The sequence below is a fragment of the Caulobacter sp. BP25 genome, assembly GCF_002737755.1.
In the GTDB taxonomy this organism is placed as follows: Bacteria; Pseudomonadota; Alphaproteobacteria; order Caulobacterales; family Caulobacteraceae; genus Caulobacter.
In genome coordinates this window covers 33,306-48,486 of sequence record NZ_PEGH01000017.1, presented here as the reverse complement: position 1 = coordinate 48,486, position 15,181 = coordinate 33,306, and the positions used below count along the sequence as shown (strand labels likewise).

The window sequence follows — 15,181 nt, the reverse complement described above, 5'->3', positions numbered from 1 at the left end:
AGAAGCGCGACATGAGCCAACCCGCCATCGAGGCCCTGACCTTCGACCTGCAAGGCGAAACCTTCGCCCTTGAGGCCAGCCTGGTCCGCGAGGTCCTGGATCTGCTACCGGAGACGCAGGTGCCGGGCGCGCCGCCGTTCGTCGGCGCCGTCATAAATTTCCGTGGACGGATTATTCCGCTCGTCGACCTGCGTTTCGCCTTCGAGATGGAGCGCGGGGACCCGACCATCGACACCCGGATCGTAGTGATCGAGCATCCGCTGGACGGCGAGCCCGCCCTCATCGGCCTGCGCGCCGACAAGGTGCACGAGGTCACTACGATCACTGAAGACACCACTGAGGACGTGCCGCGCATCGGTTTGCGCTGGCGCACCGACTTCATCCGCCGGCTGGCCCGGCGCGACGGGGACCTGATCGTGATCCCCGACCTCGACCAGATTTTCGCCGCTCGGGGTCAGTCGGCCTCGGTCACATCCCTGCATCCGCCCCAAGCCCGTTGAGCGGCCGGAGTCCTTCCATGCGTCTCACCATCAAGCTGCAACTCGCCGTCGCCTTCGGGTTCATCATCCTACTATTGGTGGCCGGCAATCTGTTCGCCCTGAACAGCCTGTCGAAGGCCAATCAGGAGATGGACGCGGTTATCCAGGGGCCAACAGCGCGTCTTCAAGCCGCGCTTGAACTCGAGGTCCACCTGCTGAACATGGTGCGGGCCGAGAAGAACATGATCATGGTCGGCTCGCCCGAAGAGGTGCGGAAGCTTGAGGCGTCCTTCGAAAAGGAACGCGAGGCGTTCGATACGCTTCTGACCAAGACCAAGGGCCTGGCGACGGCTGAAGGGCTGCCCAAGTGGGAAGCGCTGGGCGAGTCTTTCGAGCAGCTAACCGATCTGCATAGCAAGGTGGCGCAGCTGGCCCTCGCGGGCGACGACGCCGGCGCGGCCGCCCTGTCGATGGGCGAGGGACGCAGGATCGTCACCGAAGCCAACGAACGCGGGGAAGAACTGGTCAAGTTGTCGAAGTCGCAGCTCGAGGTTGCCGCAACCGCAGCCGACGACCACTTCGCCGCCACCCGCAACCTCCTGATCGGTTTGTCGGTCGTGTCGCTGCTCGCCGCAGCGGGCGCGGCGTTCTACATCGCCGCTCTGGTCAGCAAGGGCCTGACCCGGGCCACCGAAGCGGTTCGCGCTGTCGCGGATGGCGATCTAACCAAGACGGTCGAGATCGCCTCGCGCAACGAGATCGGTGATCTGCTGGGCCACGTGAACATCATGATCGAGCGCCTGCGCGGGATCGTGGGCGACGCGGTTTCAGCCTCGGAGAACGTCTCGTCGGGCAGCCAGGAACTGTCGGCCACCGCCGAGCAGATGAGCCAGGGCGTGACCGAACAGGCCGCCGCCGCCGAACAGGTCTCGGCCTCGATGGAAGAGATGGCCGCCAACATCAAGCAGAACGCCGACAACGCCAGCCAGACCGAGAAGATCGCGCGGCAGTCGGCCCAGGACGCCGAGACTTCGGGCCAGGCGGTCAACAAGGCCGTCGACGCCATGCAGACCATCGCCGAGAAGATCACCATCGTTCAGGAGATCGCCCGTCAAACCGACCTGCTGGCGCTGAACGCCGCCGTCGAGGCCGCTCGCGCGGGCGAGCATGGCCGCGGTTTCGCGGTGGTCGCTTCGGAAGTGCGCAAGCTGGCCGAACGCTCGCAGAGCGCCGCCGCCGAGATCAGCGCGGTGTCCAGCGACACGGTCAAGGCCGCCCAGACGGCCGGCGAGATGCTGATCACGCTGGTGCCGAACATTCGCAAGACCGCCGAACTGGTCTCGGAAATCAGCGCCGCCTGCCGCGAGCAGGACATCGGCTCCAGCCAGATCAACGAGGCGATCCAGCAACTGGACAAGGTCACCCAGCAGAACGCCGCCGCCTCGGAAGAGATGTCGGCGACGTCTGAGGAACTGGCCGCCCAGGCCGAGGAGCTCCAGACCTCGATCTCCTACTTCCGCACCGACAGCACGGGGCAGGGACGTCGTCCGGCGGCCCGGCCGGCCGCGCGACGTGCGTCGACGGCGGCCAAGCCCGCCGCCAAGACGTCGGCACGCAGTCCGGTCGCGGCCCAGCAGGCCCGCGCCGCCGGCTTCGCCCTGGATCTGACCAGCGGCGGGCCCGACGCTGATGACGCCGATTTCCGTGAGTACGCCTGAAGCTTAACGCCCCGACGAGGTCCTAAGAGCCTCGCCTCCCAATCATGAGGGACGTCCTATGCGGTTGACCATCAAGCTCAAGCTAGCCCTGACCTTCGGATTCCTGATCCTTCTCCTGATCGGGACCTCGTTGTTCAGCCTCAACGGACTGGCGACCGCGAACCAGGAGATGGATGCGTTGGTCGCCGGCCCGGCCGGGCGTTTGAAGGCGGCCCAGCAGCTCAATATCCGCGCGCTGGACGTGACCCGCGCCGAGAAGAGCATGCTGACCACCGATAATCCGCAGGAGATCGCCGCCCTCTCGCGACGGATCGACGAGGATCGGCGGATTTTCGACGACCTGATGGCCAAGACCCTTGATCAAGTTCCCTCCGACACCCGCTCGAGGTGGGAAGATCTCGACCACTCCTGGAAACGCTTCGAGACCGTCGATGATCGACTGCGGGAGCTGGTCCAGCAGGGGCGTCGTGACGAAGCGATAGCCCTTTCGAATGGCGAGGCTCATCGCTTGGCCGCCGAAATCGGCGAGCAGGTCGAAGCGTTGGTGGTGGCCTCCGACAAGCAACTCGAGGCGTCCGTCGCCAAGGCCGACGCCGATTTCGCTCGCCTCAGGAACATCCTGATCGGCTTGGTCGTCGCCGCGATACTGGCCGCCGCAGCCGCCGCGACCTGGATCGCGATGAACATCAGCAAGGGGCTGAAGGCCATCTCCGCTCTGGCTGAAGCCGTCGCCCAAGGCGACCTCGATCAACAGATCAAGGTCAACACCAACGACGAGATCAAGGACCTAGTCGACACAATCAACCACATGTCCTCGAACCTGAAGGACACGGCGGCGATCGCTGACCGCATCGCTGACGGCGATCTCACCATCCAAGTGAAACCTTTGTCGGACAAAGACGTCCTGGGGCTGGCGCTGGAACGGATGGTTGATCGGCTGCGAGGCATCGTGGCGGACGCGATCTCGGCCTCGGAGAACGTCTCGTCCGGCAGTCAGGAGCTCTCGGCCACCGCCGAGCAGATGAGCCAGGGCGTGACTGAACAGGCCTCAGCCTTCGAACAGGTCTCGGCCTCGATGGAAGAGATGGCCGCTAACATCAAGCAGAACGCCGACAACGCCAACCAGACCGAGAAAATCGCGCGGCAATCGGCGATCGGCGCGGAGACCTCGGGCCAAGCGGTCAGTAAGGCCGTCGTCGCCATGCAGACCATCGCCGAGAAGATCACCATCGTGCAAGAGATCGCCCGTCAGACCGACCTTCTGGCGCTGAACGCCGCCGTCGAGGCCGCTCGCGCCGGCGAGCATGGTCGCGGTTTCGCGGTGGTCGCCTCGGAAGTGCGCAAGCTGGCCGAACGCAGCCAGACGGCCGCCGCCGAAATCAGCGCGGTGTCGAGCGACACGGTCAAGGCGGCCCAGACCGCCGGCGAGATGCTGACGACGCTGGTGCCTGACATTCGCAAGACCGCCGAGCTGGTTTCGGAAATCAGCGCCGCGTGCCGCGAGCAGGATATCGGCGCCGGCCAGATCAACGAGGCGATCCAGCAACTGGACCGCGTCACCCAGCAGAACGCTTCGGCTTCGGAAGAGATGTCGGCGACGTCTGAGGAGCTGGCCGCGCAGGCCGAGGAGCTCCAGACCTCGATCGCCTACTTCCGCACTGACAGCAGCGTTCAGGCCCGTCGCGCGCCGGTCCGCCCGGCGATGAAGCGCGCCGCCCCCGCCGTCGCCAAGACGATGACGAAAGGCAAGGTTCCTGGCCGCGGACCGGTCGCGACGCAGCAGGCCCGCGCCGCGGGCTTCGCTCTGGACCTGACCAGCGGAGGCCCTGACGACGACGACAACCACTTCAAGGAGTATGTCGCGTGAGCGAAGTCTTCCTTGAGCGACAGTGCGTGACGCTGGGCCTGGGCGCCGAGGTGTTCGCCGTGCCGGTCGCTTTTGTCCGCGAAATCCTGGACTACAGCGCGCCCTCGGCCCTTCCGGAAGGTCCCGCCTATCTGTTGGGACTGACCGATGTGCGGGGCAGGGGGACGCCAACCCTGGATCTGAGGACCAAGCTGGGCCTGCCCCGCGTGCCGCCAAGCCTGGCGACGCGGATCCTCGTGCTGGACGTTCCAGTCGACGATCGCATCCTGTCCCTGGGCCTGGTCGCCGATCGGGTGATCGAGGTGGCGACCTTTGAGCCGGGCGAGATCGAGGCCGCGCCCGACATCGGGGTGCCTTGGCGCTCAGAGTACATCAAGGGCGTGGTCCGGCGCGATCAGGGCTTTGTCGTGATCTTTGACCTGCCGCGGCTGCTGACCAGCCAAGACGCCGCGCTGATCGCTCAAGCCGCCTAGACGGCGCGAGAGCGCTGGAGGGAAGAAAACACGTGTCGCAATTCCCCCTCGCGCAGGCCATGGACCCGCAGCACGATCAGCTGTCAGCGCGGAATTTCGCGCGACTGTCGGCATTCATCCACGCCTACAGCGGCATCAAGATGCCGGCCACCAAGCAGACGATGCTCGAGGGGCGGCTGCGTCGCCGGATGCGGACCTACGGCCACACCAACCTAAACGACTATTGCGAATTCCTGTTCGAGGGCGGCGGTCTCGAAGACGAGACGGTGCACCTGATCGACGTCGTCACCACCAACAAGACCGAGTTCTTTCGCGAGCCCTCCCATTTCGATTTTCTGGAGACAAAGGGACTCCCGACGCTGGCCGAGCGGCGACGCAAGCCGATCAAGATCTGGAGCGCGGCCGCCTCGATCGGCGCGGAGGCCTATACGCTGGCGATGGTCCTGGAGGACTTCGTCTCCGACCGCTCCGGTCTCGACTACGCCATTCTCGCGACGGACATCTGCACCGACGTTTTGGCCAAGGGCCTGGCCGGCCGTTATCCGGAGTCGATGATCGAGCCTGTCTCCATGGCGCGGCGTCGGCAGTATCTGATGCAGTCCAGGGATCGCGCGGCGGGCGAGGTCAGGATCCGACCCCAGCTGCGTTCCAAGGTTTCGTTTGGCCGGCTGAACCTGATGGATGGCGCCTATCCCGTCGATCGGGACATGGACATCATCTTCTGTCGCAACATCCTGATCTATTTCGACAAGCCGACCCAGGCCAAGGTGTTGACGCGGCTCTGCGACCATCTGGTCCCTGGCGGTTATCTGTTTCTCGGCCATTCTGAATCGATCGTCGGGTTGGATCTCCCCGTCCGGCAGGTCGCCAACACCGTGTTCCAGAAGCCCTAGCCGTGCCAATTGATCGAAAAGTTCGGGTCCTGATCGTCGACGACTCCGCCACCGTGCGTCAGACGCTGGCGACGGTGCTGGAATCCGATCCGCAGATCGAAGTGATTGGCGTGGCCTCCGACCCCTTCGTAGCCGCTCGCCGCATCCGGGACGAAGTGCCCGACGTCATCACCCTGGACGTCGAGATGCCGCGCATGGACGGCATCACCTTCCTGCGCAAGCTGATGGCCCAACATCCGGTGCCGGTGGTCATGTGCTCGTCTCTGGTGGAGGACGGCACGGAAACCCTGATGCAGGCGCTGGAGGCTGGCGCGGTGGACATCGTGCTGAAGCCGAAGGTCGGTGTGGCCGAGCACCTGATGGAGTCGCGGATCCGGATCTGCGACGCCGTCAAGGCTGCAGCCAGCGCTCGGGTTTCCGGCGCGCGCCGTCCGCCGGTGGCGCTTTCTCGCCAGCTTTACGAGCCAGAGCGGAAGCTGACCGCCGACGCCATGCTGCCGCCCCCGCCCAAGGCCGCGCCGGGCGGCAAGGCCATGGCCCGAACCACCGAGACCATCATCTGCATGGGCGCCTCCACCGGCGGCACAGAGGCGTTGCGCGCGGTGCTGGAAACCCTGCCGCCGGATTCACCCGGCATCGTCATTGTCCAGCACATGCCCGAGCGGTTCACCGCCTCGTTCGCCCAGCGGCTGGACGGCGTCTGCGCCGTTTCGGTCAAGGAGGCGGAGGACGGCGACACCGTGTTGCGCGGACGGGTGCTGATCGCGCCCGGTAACAAGCACACCCTGCTGGAGCGCAGTGGCGCCCGATACTACGTCTCGGTCAAGGACGGCCCGCTCGTCACGCGACACAGGCCCTCCGTGGACGTCCTTTTCCGCTCGGCCGCCCGCTCGGCCGGTTCCAACGCGGTCGGGGTGATTATGACCGGCATGGGGGATGATGGCGCGCGCGGTCTCGACGAGATGAAGCAGTCTGGCGCCTTTACGATCGCTCAGGACGAGGCGACCTCGATCGTCTTTGGCATGCCCAAGGAAGCGATCGCTCTGGGCTGCGTCGATCGCATTGTCCCGCTGCAACAGATCGCCGCCGAGATCCTGAAAGCGTCGAAGCGCTAGGCCGTCTCCAATAACCGTGAAACGGCTATTGGATCGGAAGGCCCCTAGAACAACACCTCGTCGTCGCTCTGGGCGGCGGGGGGCTGGGCGTGTGGGTTTAGCTCGGGAACCTCGCCGACCTGGTCGGCGAACGGCGCATGGACCTCGCGTTCCTGAGCCATGGTGTAGGTGCGCGACAGTCTGGCCATCAGCGGCGCCAGGACCGGCGCGAGATCGTCTATGGGGCCCTGGTCGCCCATAGCCCGCTTCAACAGGTTCAAGGCCTCGTCCAGATATCCGCCCACCTGTCGGTCGAAATCGAAACGGGCGGCGGCCTGCTTGAGCATGTCCACCACCTCGCCACCCTGATGGGCGGCGCTGGCGAGGTCTCCTTCCACCTCGTCCCCGGTCTTGCGAATGCGTTCGACGGCGTCGCGCAGCGCCTCGGCGGCGGCCGAGGCCGCGCTGGCCTGGCGCTCCAGGACCTCGCTGTCATCCATCGCCTCGTCGGACGTCGATCCGAACAGCGCCTCCAGCGCCGCCATGGTGTGGCCGGCCGAGGTTTCCAGGTGGGTGGCGTGCTGACGCAGCTCGATCGCGATGACGCCGAGGGGCTTTCCAGTCTCGCCGATGCGCGAGCACTTCAGCGTCGTGTTCATCGCCATCATCTGGACGTCGGCGCGCATGTTCTGAATCGCGGCGATCTGGGCGGCGAGGTCTCGGGCCGAGCGGGCGGCGGATCGACTGACCGTCTCGGCGGAGCGTTCGCCCGCCTCGATGTCGTCAACCAGAGCGAAGGCCTTGCCGACATTGGCCTCAAGGTCGCGCAGGAAGCTGCCTTCGCCGCCTTGGCTCTCGGCATGGTCGCGCAGGCGCAGGATCTCGCTCGCGTCGGCGGCCATGGCGCCGACGTTGAGACCGATGCGGGAGACGGCCTGGCGGAAATCCCGCGTGGTGGCGTTCAGTTGCGCGGTCAGCAGTTTGTGCAGGAATGTGGACAGCCGCGCGTGGGCCTCGGCGGGAAGGGCGCGGACTTCCGGCGCGTCCAGAAGGGCGAGGCCGAACTGCACGTGCTCTATCCGCTGGCGCGTGATGTCGCCGATCTGCAGCGCCGCCAGCGCCGAGCCTACCTGTTTGCGCACGTCGCGCGCCAGGCTCGCGACCTTCTCGGTGATTTCGCTGATCCGCCTCTGGTGGGCCGTGATCGCGGAGACCTGGGCGACAAGAGAGTCGGGCACTGCGGGCAGAAGATCGTCGCAGCGACGGGCGAGGGCGCCTTCCTGGGTCAGCGCCTGGCGCAGGTCGGAGTCCAACGCGCCCAGGTCGGCGCGGAACGTATCAAGCTGGGTGCGCCCCAGTTCGATACAGTCGCAGATCTCTTGAGCGAAGATGGCGAACTCCGGGCCCGCTGCGGCGATGCCACCCGAGGTGATTTTGATATTGACGCCAAACACCCGGAGATAGGCCAGATGCTTGTGCATATCCTCGATGCACTTGTTCAGCTGTGCGCCAACCTTCACCAGGTCGCCCAATTTATCGAGACGCCCCTCCAGGCTTTGCGGCAGCCGGCGCAGTGTGTCCGAGGCCTCCCCCAGTTCACGCGCGGCAGTTGCGACGCTGTCGCCACCGAGACTTTCCTTCATGCGGTCCAGCGCGGTGATCAGCGCGCTCATGCCGTCCACGGCGCGCGACAGCACGTCGCCCACTTCGAGAAAGCGTCCTTCAATCGCGCTACGCGCTGCCTCGAGGCAGGCGCTCGTCCGATCGTCGGCCGAGAGCGCGGAAGAGGCGGAGACCGCCAAAGAAGAAGAGACCATGAAATCGCCGCAGAGGGTTACGCGCCACCATGGCCCGAATGTGCGAATTTGCCGTAAAGGCGACGCGGTATTCTCGGAGACCCACGATTGATGATGCGTCGAACCATTGTCGCCGCGCGCGGCGCTCTGTAAGCAGGCGCCTTGCCGGCGCCGACAGGCGTCGCAACCCGACGATCGTGTGTATCAACCGCCCTGATTCCGTCGCGATGATGTTGAATTCCGCCCTGACCATGGGCCCCGAGGAAGGATCCGCATGTCGAGCCCTTTGATGGCGGCCCTCAAGGATGTTGCGGACGGTGTCCGTCTCACTCCCCTGTGGTGGCGATTGGGGCTGGACCAGACGGTCTCCCGCTTTCAGCGTTCGGTGCTCGGGCCGTTCTGGATGGCCTGCAACCTGCTGGTCATCGCATTCGCCCTGACAATCGTGGTCAGCGCCCTGATGGGCGTGGACATGTCCAAGAGCTTCCCGCTGGTGCTGGCGGGTCTGCTGGCCTGGTCGCTGGTGGGCACCACCATCGCCGAGGCCCAGGCGATCTTCCTCTACAATGCGGGCCTCATGCAGAGCCAGCGGCTGCCCCTGACCTTCTACGTGTTCCTCCACGCCCAGAAGGCGGCCACCAACTTCCTGACCCAGCTGATCGCGTTCTGGGTGGTGATGCTGTTGTTGCAGAAGTTCGTCGTGCCCCACTGGACGCTGATCCCGGCCGTGGCGCTGGTTCTGCTGCTGGTTTGCTTCCAGGGCTTCATCATCGCCATTCCATCCACGCGCTTTCGGGACGTGGCCTACATGATGAGCTATGTGGTGCAGCTGCTGTTCTACGTCACCCCGGTGTTCTGGGCGGCCGACAACATCAGCCCCAAATGGCGCAAGATGGTCGAGCTCAATCCCTTGACCCACCAGGTCGAGCTACTGCGCGCGCCGTTGCTGGGGCATGCCCCCGCCGCCAACGAGTGGATATGGGTTCTGGGGACGACGGGCGTCTTGGCCCTGGTCGCCCTGACGCTGCTGGCCATGTTCCGCAAGCGCGTGGTCTTCTGGCTGTAGGAGGCGGCGATGACCCACCAGATCAAGCTGACCGACGTCGATCTCGACTACTTCGTTTACAGCCTGCGTTCGCAGTCGCTGCGCAGCGCGGTGTTCAACCTCGCCGTCGGCGGCAAGATGTACAAGGCTGCGGGCGATGTCGCCGCCGTTAGGGCGCTGTCGGGGATCAACCTCGAAATCAATGAGGGCGACCGCATCGCCCTGGTCGGCCACAATGGTTCGGGCAAGACGACCCTGCTGAAGGTGATCGCGGGCATCTATCACCCGACCCGGGGCCAGATGACGATCGACGGCGACATCACCTCGATGATCGCCATCAACGCCGGCATCGAAATGGAGGCCACGGGCCTGCGCAACATCTACAAGCTAGGCTTGATGCGCCGGCTGTCGCGCAAGGTGATCGACAGCCGCGTGGACTCCATCGCCGAATTCTCGGGGCTGGGTGACTTCCTGCACCTGCCGGTGCGGACCTATTCAGCGGGGATGCTGGCTCGCCTGATGTTCTCGGTCGCCACCGAGTTCGAGGCCGATATCCTGGTTCTGGACGAATGGCTCAGCGCCGGCGACGCCGACTTCGTCAAGAAGGCCGGCCAGCGCATGCAGAAGATGGTCGAGGAGGCGAAGATCGTCGTCCTGGCCACTCACGACCACGACCTGGTTCGCCGCGTCTGCAACCGTGTCTGCGAGCTCAAGGGGGGGCATATCGCTTTTCTGGGGTCGACCGAGGACTGGATGGCCTGTCGGGAAACCCAAGCCGCATGAGCCAGGGGGGGCTGAACCTGCGCCCCGTTCAGGGCGGCGCCTGGCAAGCGTCGGCGAAAGGGCGCGCTGAGCTGCTCGCGGAGGGCCGCGACATCGTCCTGGAATGGACGCCGGACAAGGCGCGGCTGCGGGAACTGGCCGAAATTCGCACGCTTCGCGTCGAGCTTCGCCTTGAGGCCATCACCGGAGATCTTGGCGGCGTTGTCGTGGAGGCGGACTGGGGCGCTGGCTATTCTGTGGAGTCCCGAGCCCGTCTGAAGTCTCAGGCCGGCGGTCTGTTCGCGGTGTTGCCGGCGCGAGGACGCCACCTTCGCGGCGCGCGCCTGACCCTGAGCGGGAACCTTCGGCGGATCGCCATCGACCATTTCGCTGTCACCGGCGCAGGCCGGCTGGAGCCTGATCCGCGCGGCGCGCTGGGGCCGATCGTCGAGGGCGTCAAAGGCCTGCTGGGGCCACTCCGCCGTCCTGTCGCGGCGGCTTGGCGCGCCACGCGGCGCTCGGTTCACGCCCCGCTCCACAAGGGAAGCGATGCTTGGCGGCAGACCTACGATCATGCGTTCAAGGTCGCGCAAAACGCTCACAGCGATCAATTCGCCGGCCCAATCGTGGAGCCGTTGCGCCTAGCGCCCGACGCGCCGAAGGTGGTGGCCTTCTACCTGCCGCAGTTCCACCCGATCCCCGAGAACGACGCCTGGTGGGGCAGGGGCTTCACCGAATGGAGCAATGTGGCCAAGGCCCAGCCGCAGTTCGTGGGACACTATCAGCCGCGTCTCCCCGCCGATCTCGGCTATTACGATCTGCGCGTTCGCGAGGTGATGGCGCGGCAGGTCTCGCTGGCCCGTGACGCCGGCGTCGCGGCCTTCTGCTTCCACTACTACTGGTTCGACGGCAAGCGTCTGCTGGAGGCGCCGATCGAGGCCTATCTGGCCGATCCGTCTCTGGACCTGCCGTTCGCGCTGTGCTGGGCCAACGAAAACTGGACCCGGCGCTGGGAAGGTGACGAAGACGACATCCTGATTGGTCAAAACCACTCGCCAGAGGATGACGCGGCGGTGTTTCGCGACATGGCCCGGTACATGGCCGACCCACGATACCTGCGGATCGGCGGAAAGCCCGTGCTCGTCGTCTACCGTCCCGACCGGCTGCCCGATCCGGGCGCCACCGCGCGGCTCTGGCGCGAGCAGGCGCGCGGCCTTGGCCTGGGCGAGATCACCCTCTACGCGACGACCGCGTTTGGCTTCTCGGACTATGCGGGCTGCGGCTTCGATGGCGTCATCGACTTTCCGCCGCACGGGATCGAGGCCGCCGAGATCACCGGGCGGGTCCAGCGGCTGCACGATGGGTTCTACGGACAAGTCTACGACTATGGCGGTGTGGTCGAGGCCAAGCTGAAGGCTCTATCGGCGGCCGATCCAGGTTTCGTGCCTGGGGTCATGCCCGGCTGGGACAATCAGGCTCGAAAGCCCGGTGGGGGCAAGGTCTTCCACAATGCCGAGCCCGCGCTCTACCAGCGCTGGCTGGCGGGCGCTCTGGCCCACGCCCAGGGCGCGCGGCCGCCAGGCGAGGCGCTGGTGTTCGTCAACGCATGGAACGAGTGGGGCGAGGGCGCCTATCTCGAGCCCGACCGCTGGTTCGGGCATGCTTATCTGCACGCCACGCGCGCCGCCATGGCGCCCTACGCCCACCGCGTGACGGCGGATCATCCGATCGTGGCGCAGGCCGCCAAGACGTTTCGGCGACGCGCGCGCGCGGCTATCCTGCTGCATCTCTACTATCCGGACCTGACCGACTGGTTCGCCGAGCGGGTGGCGCGGGTCCAGGATCAGGCCGACGTCATCCTGACGGTTCCAGACACATGGGCCGAGGCGCAGCTGCAAGCGGCGCGAGCGGCCTTTCCGAACGCCCTGTTCATTGTCGCGCCGAACCTGGGCCGTGATCTCGGGCCGTTCCTCCTGGCTCTCGGCGCGGCGCGCGAGCATGGCTACGAGCTGTTCTGCAAGCTGCACACCAAGCGCTCGCCGCATCGCGCCGACGGCGACGCCTGGCGGGAGACCCTGGTTGCCGATCTGATCGGTCCCGAGGCGATCCAGCGGGCCCTGGCGGAGTTCCACGGCGACGAGACCCTGGGCCTGCTGGCGGCGGCCGGGGCTCGCATGGCCTTGGGTGAACCTGGGGTCATGACGAACAACGAAACCCACGTGCGGCGGCTGGCTCGGGCCATGGATCTGGCGATTGATCCAGGGACGCCCTTCGCCGCAGGTTCGATGTTCTGGGGGCGGACAAAAGCCTTCGCGCCGCTCCTGACGATGACCGAGGCCGAGATCGGCTTTGAGAAAGAGTTGGGTCGCGTCGACGGCACGACCGCCCACGCCATGGAGCGCCTGACCGCCGCCATCGTCTCCCGAGCGGGTTATCGCGCGAGCTTCGATTTGTGAGGCGCGCCGTCGTCGATGCGTTCCTAGTCTTCCTCGATCAGTCGACATAGGCGCGCGCGATGACCGTTTCGATCGACCTATCCAAGGCTGAACGGGTTTCGCTCGCCGAGGCATTGGGGAGCGCGCATCGCGCGGCGCGGGTCAGTCTCATGCCGTCTAGCGGCGCCATACCGCCGCGACCGATGCTGTGGCCCTGCGCGGGCGACTTACTGAATGCGCCGCATGAATCCGGCCCGGCGATGACGCCGGATATCGACCTACTGGTGGTTCACCGCGCCATCGTGGGCGGCATGGGCGCGCATCTGAAGCTGGACGACAGGCTCGTCTACGCTGAGCAGGCTTATCCGTTCTATATCAAGCATTGGTACGATCACGACATCACGCCGGAGGCTTGGAACTTTCGCGCGCCAGTCCGGCTCCAACTCTCCAAGGCCTTCGTGATCACGCACTTCAACTACGTCTGGGGTCATTGGCTGACCGAGATGTATCCGAAGCTCTTCCTGATCCGGGCGCTGATCAACGCCGGCGTCGTTGCTCCGCTGCTGCTGCCGGCCTCGGCCCCGACCTACATGGCCAAGATCGCGCGCGCGATGATCCCGAAGCTCAAGATCATCACCTACAACAGCAGCCGCCAGGCCGTGGAGGTCGGTACGGTCCTGCTGCCGCACATGCTGCATAAGGACTACCATTTTCACGACTTCCTGCGCGGAGAGCTCGAACGCGAGGCGCGGAAGCCGCCGCGTAACGGCGGCTTCGACAAGGTGTTCGTCAGTCGAAGCGGGGTGCGCACCCCGCAGTCCTTCCGCCAGATGGAGAACGAGACCGAGATCGAGGCGATCGCCAAGAGCCTTGGTCTTGTCGTGCTGCGGCCGGAAACCCTGTCTTGGGCGAAGCAGGCGCGGATTTTCTCGCAGGCCCGCCTTGTGGCCGGCGAGTTCGGCTCAGGCCTTCACAACACCCTGCTCTCGCCCGCCGGCTGCCAAGTTGTGTCGCTGAACTGGCTGGTGGACGTCCAATCGCGGATCGCCAACTTCCGTCGCCACGACCTTGGCTACATCCTGCCAGAAGACGGCGAGCCGCGCCTGCATACGATCGAGCCGCAAAGGCAGCCGTTTCGGATTGATCCGCAGGAATTCCGCCGAAAGCTCACGATCGCCATAGAGCGCGCGGAGGCCTGTTCCGCCAGGGGCGCAGAGGATTACACGCCGCCCGTCGCGCCGGAGCTTCGTCTATGACTGCAGGAAGTCTGACCTTGGCCTTTATCCTGCCGTTCGCGGCGCTGGCGGAGGCGCGGCCGCGCGTGTCCCTGGTCAATTCTTGCTAGCCGCTGAAGTGATTTCCGGGATCGACCACGATCCACGCTCGCGCTTTTGGGCGTTCATCAGCGACGATAAGTCCGAGCGCGGCGTCGCCCACGTCGTCCTGTAACGCCGCCCAGATCAACCAGATTCTGCTGCTCCGTTTCGAGCCTCAGGCCGAGAACAGCTTCTCGCCTTACTGGGGTTCGCACGCCCGCCAACTTGCGCTATGCACCCTGACCCGCGCGCGCCGCGGCCCGGTAGCTCAGCAGGATAGAGCAGCGCTTTCCTAAAGCGAAGGTCGGGGGTTCGAGTCCCTCCCGGGCCGCCAGCGCCGTTGTAAGGACCACCTAACGCTGTCCACTTTGCCAACTTAAGACTGTCTGATCTGCAAGCGGTAGCCCACTGGTCGCCTACGAGCACCAGCAACCGGATGCGCATGGTGCTGAAGAGTGCGATGCGTTGATAAACAGCAGTGTAGAGGTGGGTTAGCCAGCTGATCGTCCGGTTGGAGCCGCTGCGAGACGGCCGAGCTGCTGAGATCCCACAACGCACAGCGGATCGGCCGCCGTCGCCGCAATGCTATTCAACTGCAGCGCGCCAGTGCAGACGCGGCGCGCGCCGGATCACGCGGCGCGGCGACCAGGCCGCGCACCAGGGCCGGGCGCGGCCGGGCGATGGGGAACACCAGGGCGTAGCGGGCCAGCGCCGGCAGGCCGCGCTTGATCAGCGTTGCGGCGCGACGGCGCTCGGCCGGGTCGCGCGGCTCGGCCGAGGCCAGCGCGCCGACCAGGGACGGCGCTGAGTAGGCTTCGGTCGAGGTGTAGTTGGTGGGTGGCAGGGTAAGCGCCGCCTCGGCCGCCGTCAGCGCGTCGTCGCGATCGCCCAGGGCCCAGGCGAGGTGTGCCCGCAAAGGTGGACGCCGATTGAGTCCAGACCCTAGATCACGCTGCGGCCTGGACATGATCCAACGAGGCCAAGCCGACAATCGACTTGATTGTACTGAAACGTGTATTTTTCTCTATACAACCTTATTGCGAGTCAAAAATCCGTGGCGTAGCTTAATCGGGCCGAGCAACTCGCCGGCTTTCAGCAATACGGAGGGACTGATGACCGAGTTCGAAACCGCCCAAGTCACGATCGATCAGATCGAAGAGCTGGAAGAAATCATCGCCTATTCGGTCGAGACCAGCGGTTCGATCACTGCCGACAGCGACGGCGGCGTCTCCGGCACGGTCAGCGCCAAGACCATCTGGTAGTTGTCGTCGGCGTTTTTCGTCGACGGTCACAACCATGCGGC

The 15,181-nt window shown here is 65.6% G+C and carries 13 protein-coding genes and 1 tRNA gene; 12 read left to right on the top strand and 2 right to left on the bottom strand.

What is annotated here, in order from left to right:
* The first annotated feature begins 11 nt into the window (after positions 1-11).
* The 6 genes from CSW59_RS10375 to CSW59_RS10350 are packed head-to-tail and all read left to right on the top strand — an operon-like array spanning position 12 to position 6,545.
* Positions 12-500, top strand: a complete 489-nt coding sequence (locus CSW59_RS10375; protein ID WP_099443971.1) for a chemotaxis protein CheW — start codon at positions 12-14, stop codon at positions 498-500.
* 17 nt (positions 501-517) lie between these two features.
* On the top strand, positions 518-2,197 hold the full coding sequence (locus tag CSW59_RS10370) for a methyl-accepting chemotaxis protein (protein WP_099443970.1): 1,680 nt from the start codon (positions 518-520) through the stop codon (positions 2,195-2,197).
* Positions 2,198-2,255: 58 nt separating this feature from the next.
* A complete protein-coding gene (locus CSW59_RS10365) occupies positions 2,256-4,064 on the top strand; it encodes a methyl-accepting chemotaxis protein (RefSeq protein ID WP_099443969.1) in 1,809 nt (602 codons plus the stop codon).
* Positions 4,061-4,537, top strand: a complete 477-nt coding sequence (locus CSW59_RS10360) for a chemotaxis protein CheW (RefSeq protein WP_099443968.1) — start codon at positions 4,061-4,063, stop codon at positions 4,535-4,537. The genes CSW59_RS10365 and CSW59_RS10360 overlap by 4 nt, the downstream gene beginning before the upstream one ends.
* 32 nt (positions 4,538-4,569) lie before the next feature.
* A complete protein-coding gene (locus CSW59_RS10355; RefSeq protein ID WP_099443967.1) occupies positions 4,570-5,430 on the top strand; it encodes a protein-glutamate O-methyltransferase CheR in 861 nt (286 codons plus the stop codon).
* Between the two features lie 2 nt (positions 5,431-5,432).
* Positions 5,433-6,545, top strand: coding sequence for a chemotaxis response regulator protein-glutamate methylesterase (locus tag CSW59_RS10350; RefSeq protein WP_099443966.1), 1,113 nt, complete (start codon positions 5,433-5,435; stop codon positions 6,543-6,545).
* Positions 6,546-6,589: 44 nt separating this feature from the next.
* On the opposite strand, the gene CSW59_RS10345 is transcribed toward CSW59_RS10350, so the two are convergent.
* Complete coding sequence (locus CSW59_RS10345; RefSeq protein WP_236632201.1) at positions 6,590-8,221, bottom strand: hypothetical protein; 1,632 nt, start codon at positions 8,219-8,221, stop codon at positions 6,590-6,592.
* A 373-nt stretch (positions 8,222-8,594) separates the two neighbouring features.
* Between CSW59_RS10345 and CSW59_RS10340 the strand changes: the two genes are divergently transcribed.
* From CSW59_RS10340 to CSW59_RS10320, 5 genes are all read left to right on the top strand, one after another.
* Positions 8,595-9,386, top strand: a complete 792-nt coding sequence (locus CSW59_RS10340) for an ABC transporter permease (RefSeq protein ID WP_099443964.1) — start codon at positions 8,595-8,597, stop codon at positions 9,384-9,386.
* A gap of 9 nt (positions 9,387-9,395) precedes the next feature.
* Positions 9,396-10,148: an ABC transporter ATP-binding protein gene (locus CSW59_RS10335; protein ID WP_099443963.1), complete on the top strand. Its 753-nt coding sequence runs from the start codon at positions 9,396-9,398 to the stop codon at positions 10,146-10,148.
* Positions 10,145-12,583, top strand: a complete 2,439-nt coding sequence (locus CSW59_RS10330) for a glycoside hydrolase family 99-like domain-containing protein (protein WP_099443962.1) — start codon at positions 10,145-10,147, stop codon at positions 12,581-12,583. The genes CSW59_RS10335 and CSW59_RS10330 overlap by 4 nt, the downstream gene beginning before the upstream one ends.
* A 59-nt stretch (positions 12,584-12,642) precedes the next feature.
* Entirely contained in the window at positions 12,643-13,818 is a 1,176-nt protein-coding gene (locus tag CSW59_RS10325) for a DUF563 domain-containing protein (protein WP_099443961.1), read from the top strand.
* 317 nt (positions 13,819-14,135) lie between these two features.
* Positions 14,136-14,212, top strand: a tRNA-Arg gene (locus CSW59_RS10320).
* Between the two features lie 255 nt (positions 14,213-14,467).
* Here the strand turns inward: CSW59_RS10320 and CSW59_RS10315 are convergent.
* Positions 14,468-14,794 (bottom strand): hypothetical protein, encoded by a 327-nt coding sequence (locus CSW59_RS10315; protein WP_099443960.1) that lies wholly within the window; start codon positions 14,792-14,794, stop codon positions 14,468-14,470.
* A gap of 196 nt (positions 14,795-14,990) precedes the next feature.
* Here CSW59_RS10315 and CSW59_RS20775 point away from each other — a divergent pair, with 196 nt between their 5' ends.
* On the top strand, positions 14,991-15,140 hold the full coding sequence (locus CSW59_RS20775) for a hypothetical protein (RefSeq protein ID WP_161495044.1): 150 nt from the start codon (positions 14,991-14,993) through the stop codon (positions 15,138-15,140).
* Positions 15,141-15,181: the final 41 nt, after the last annotated feature.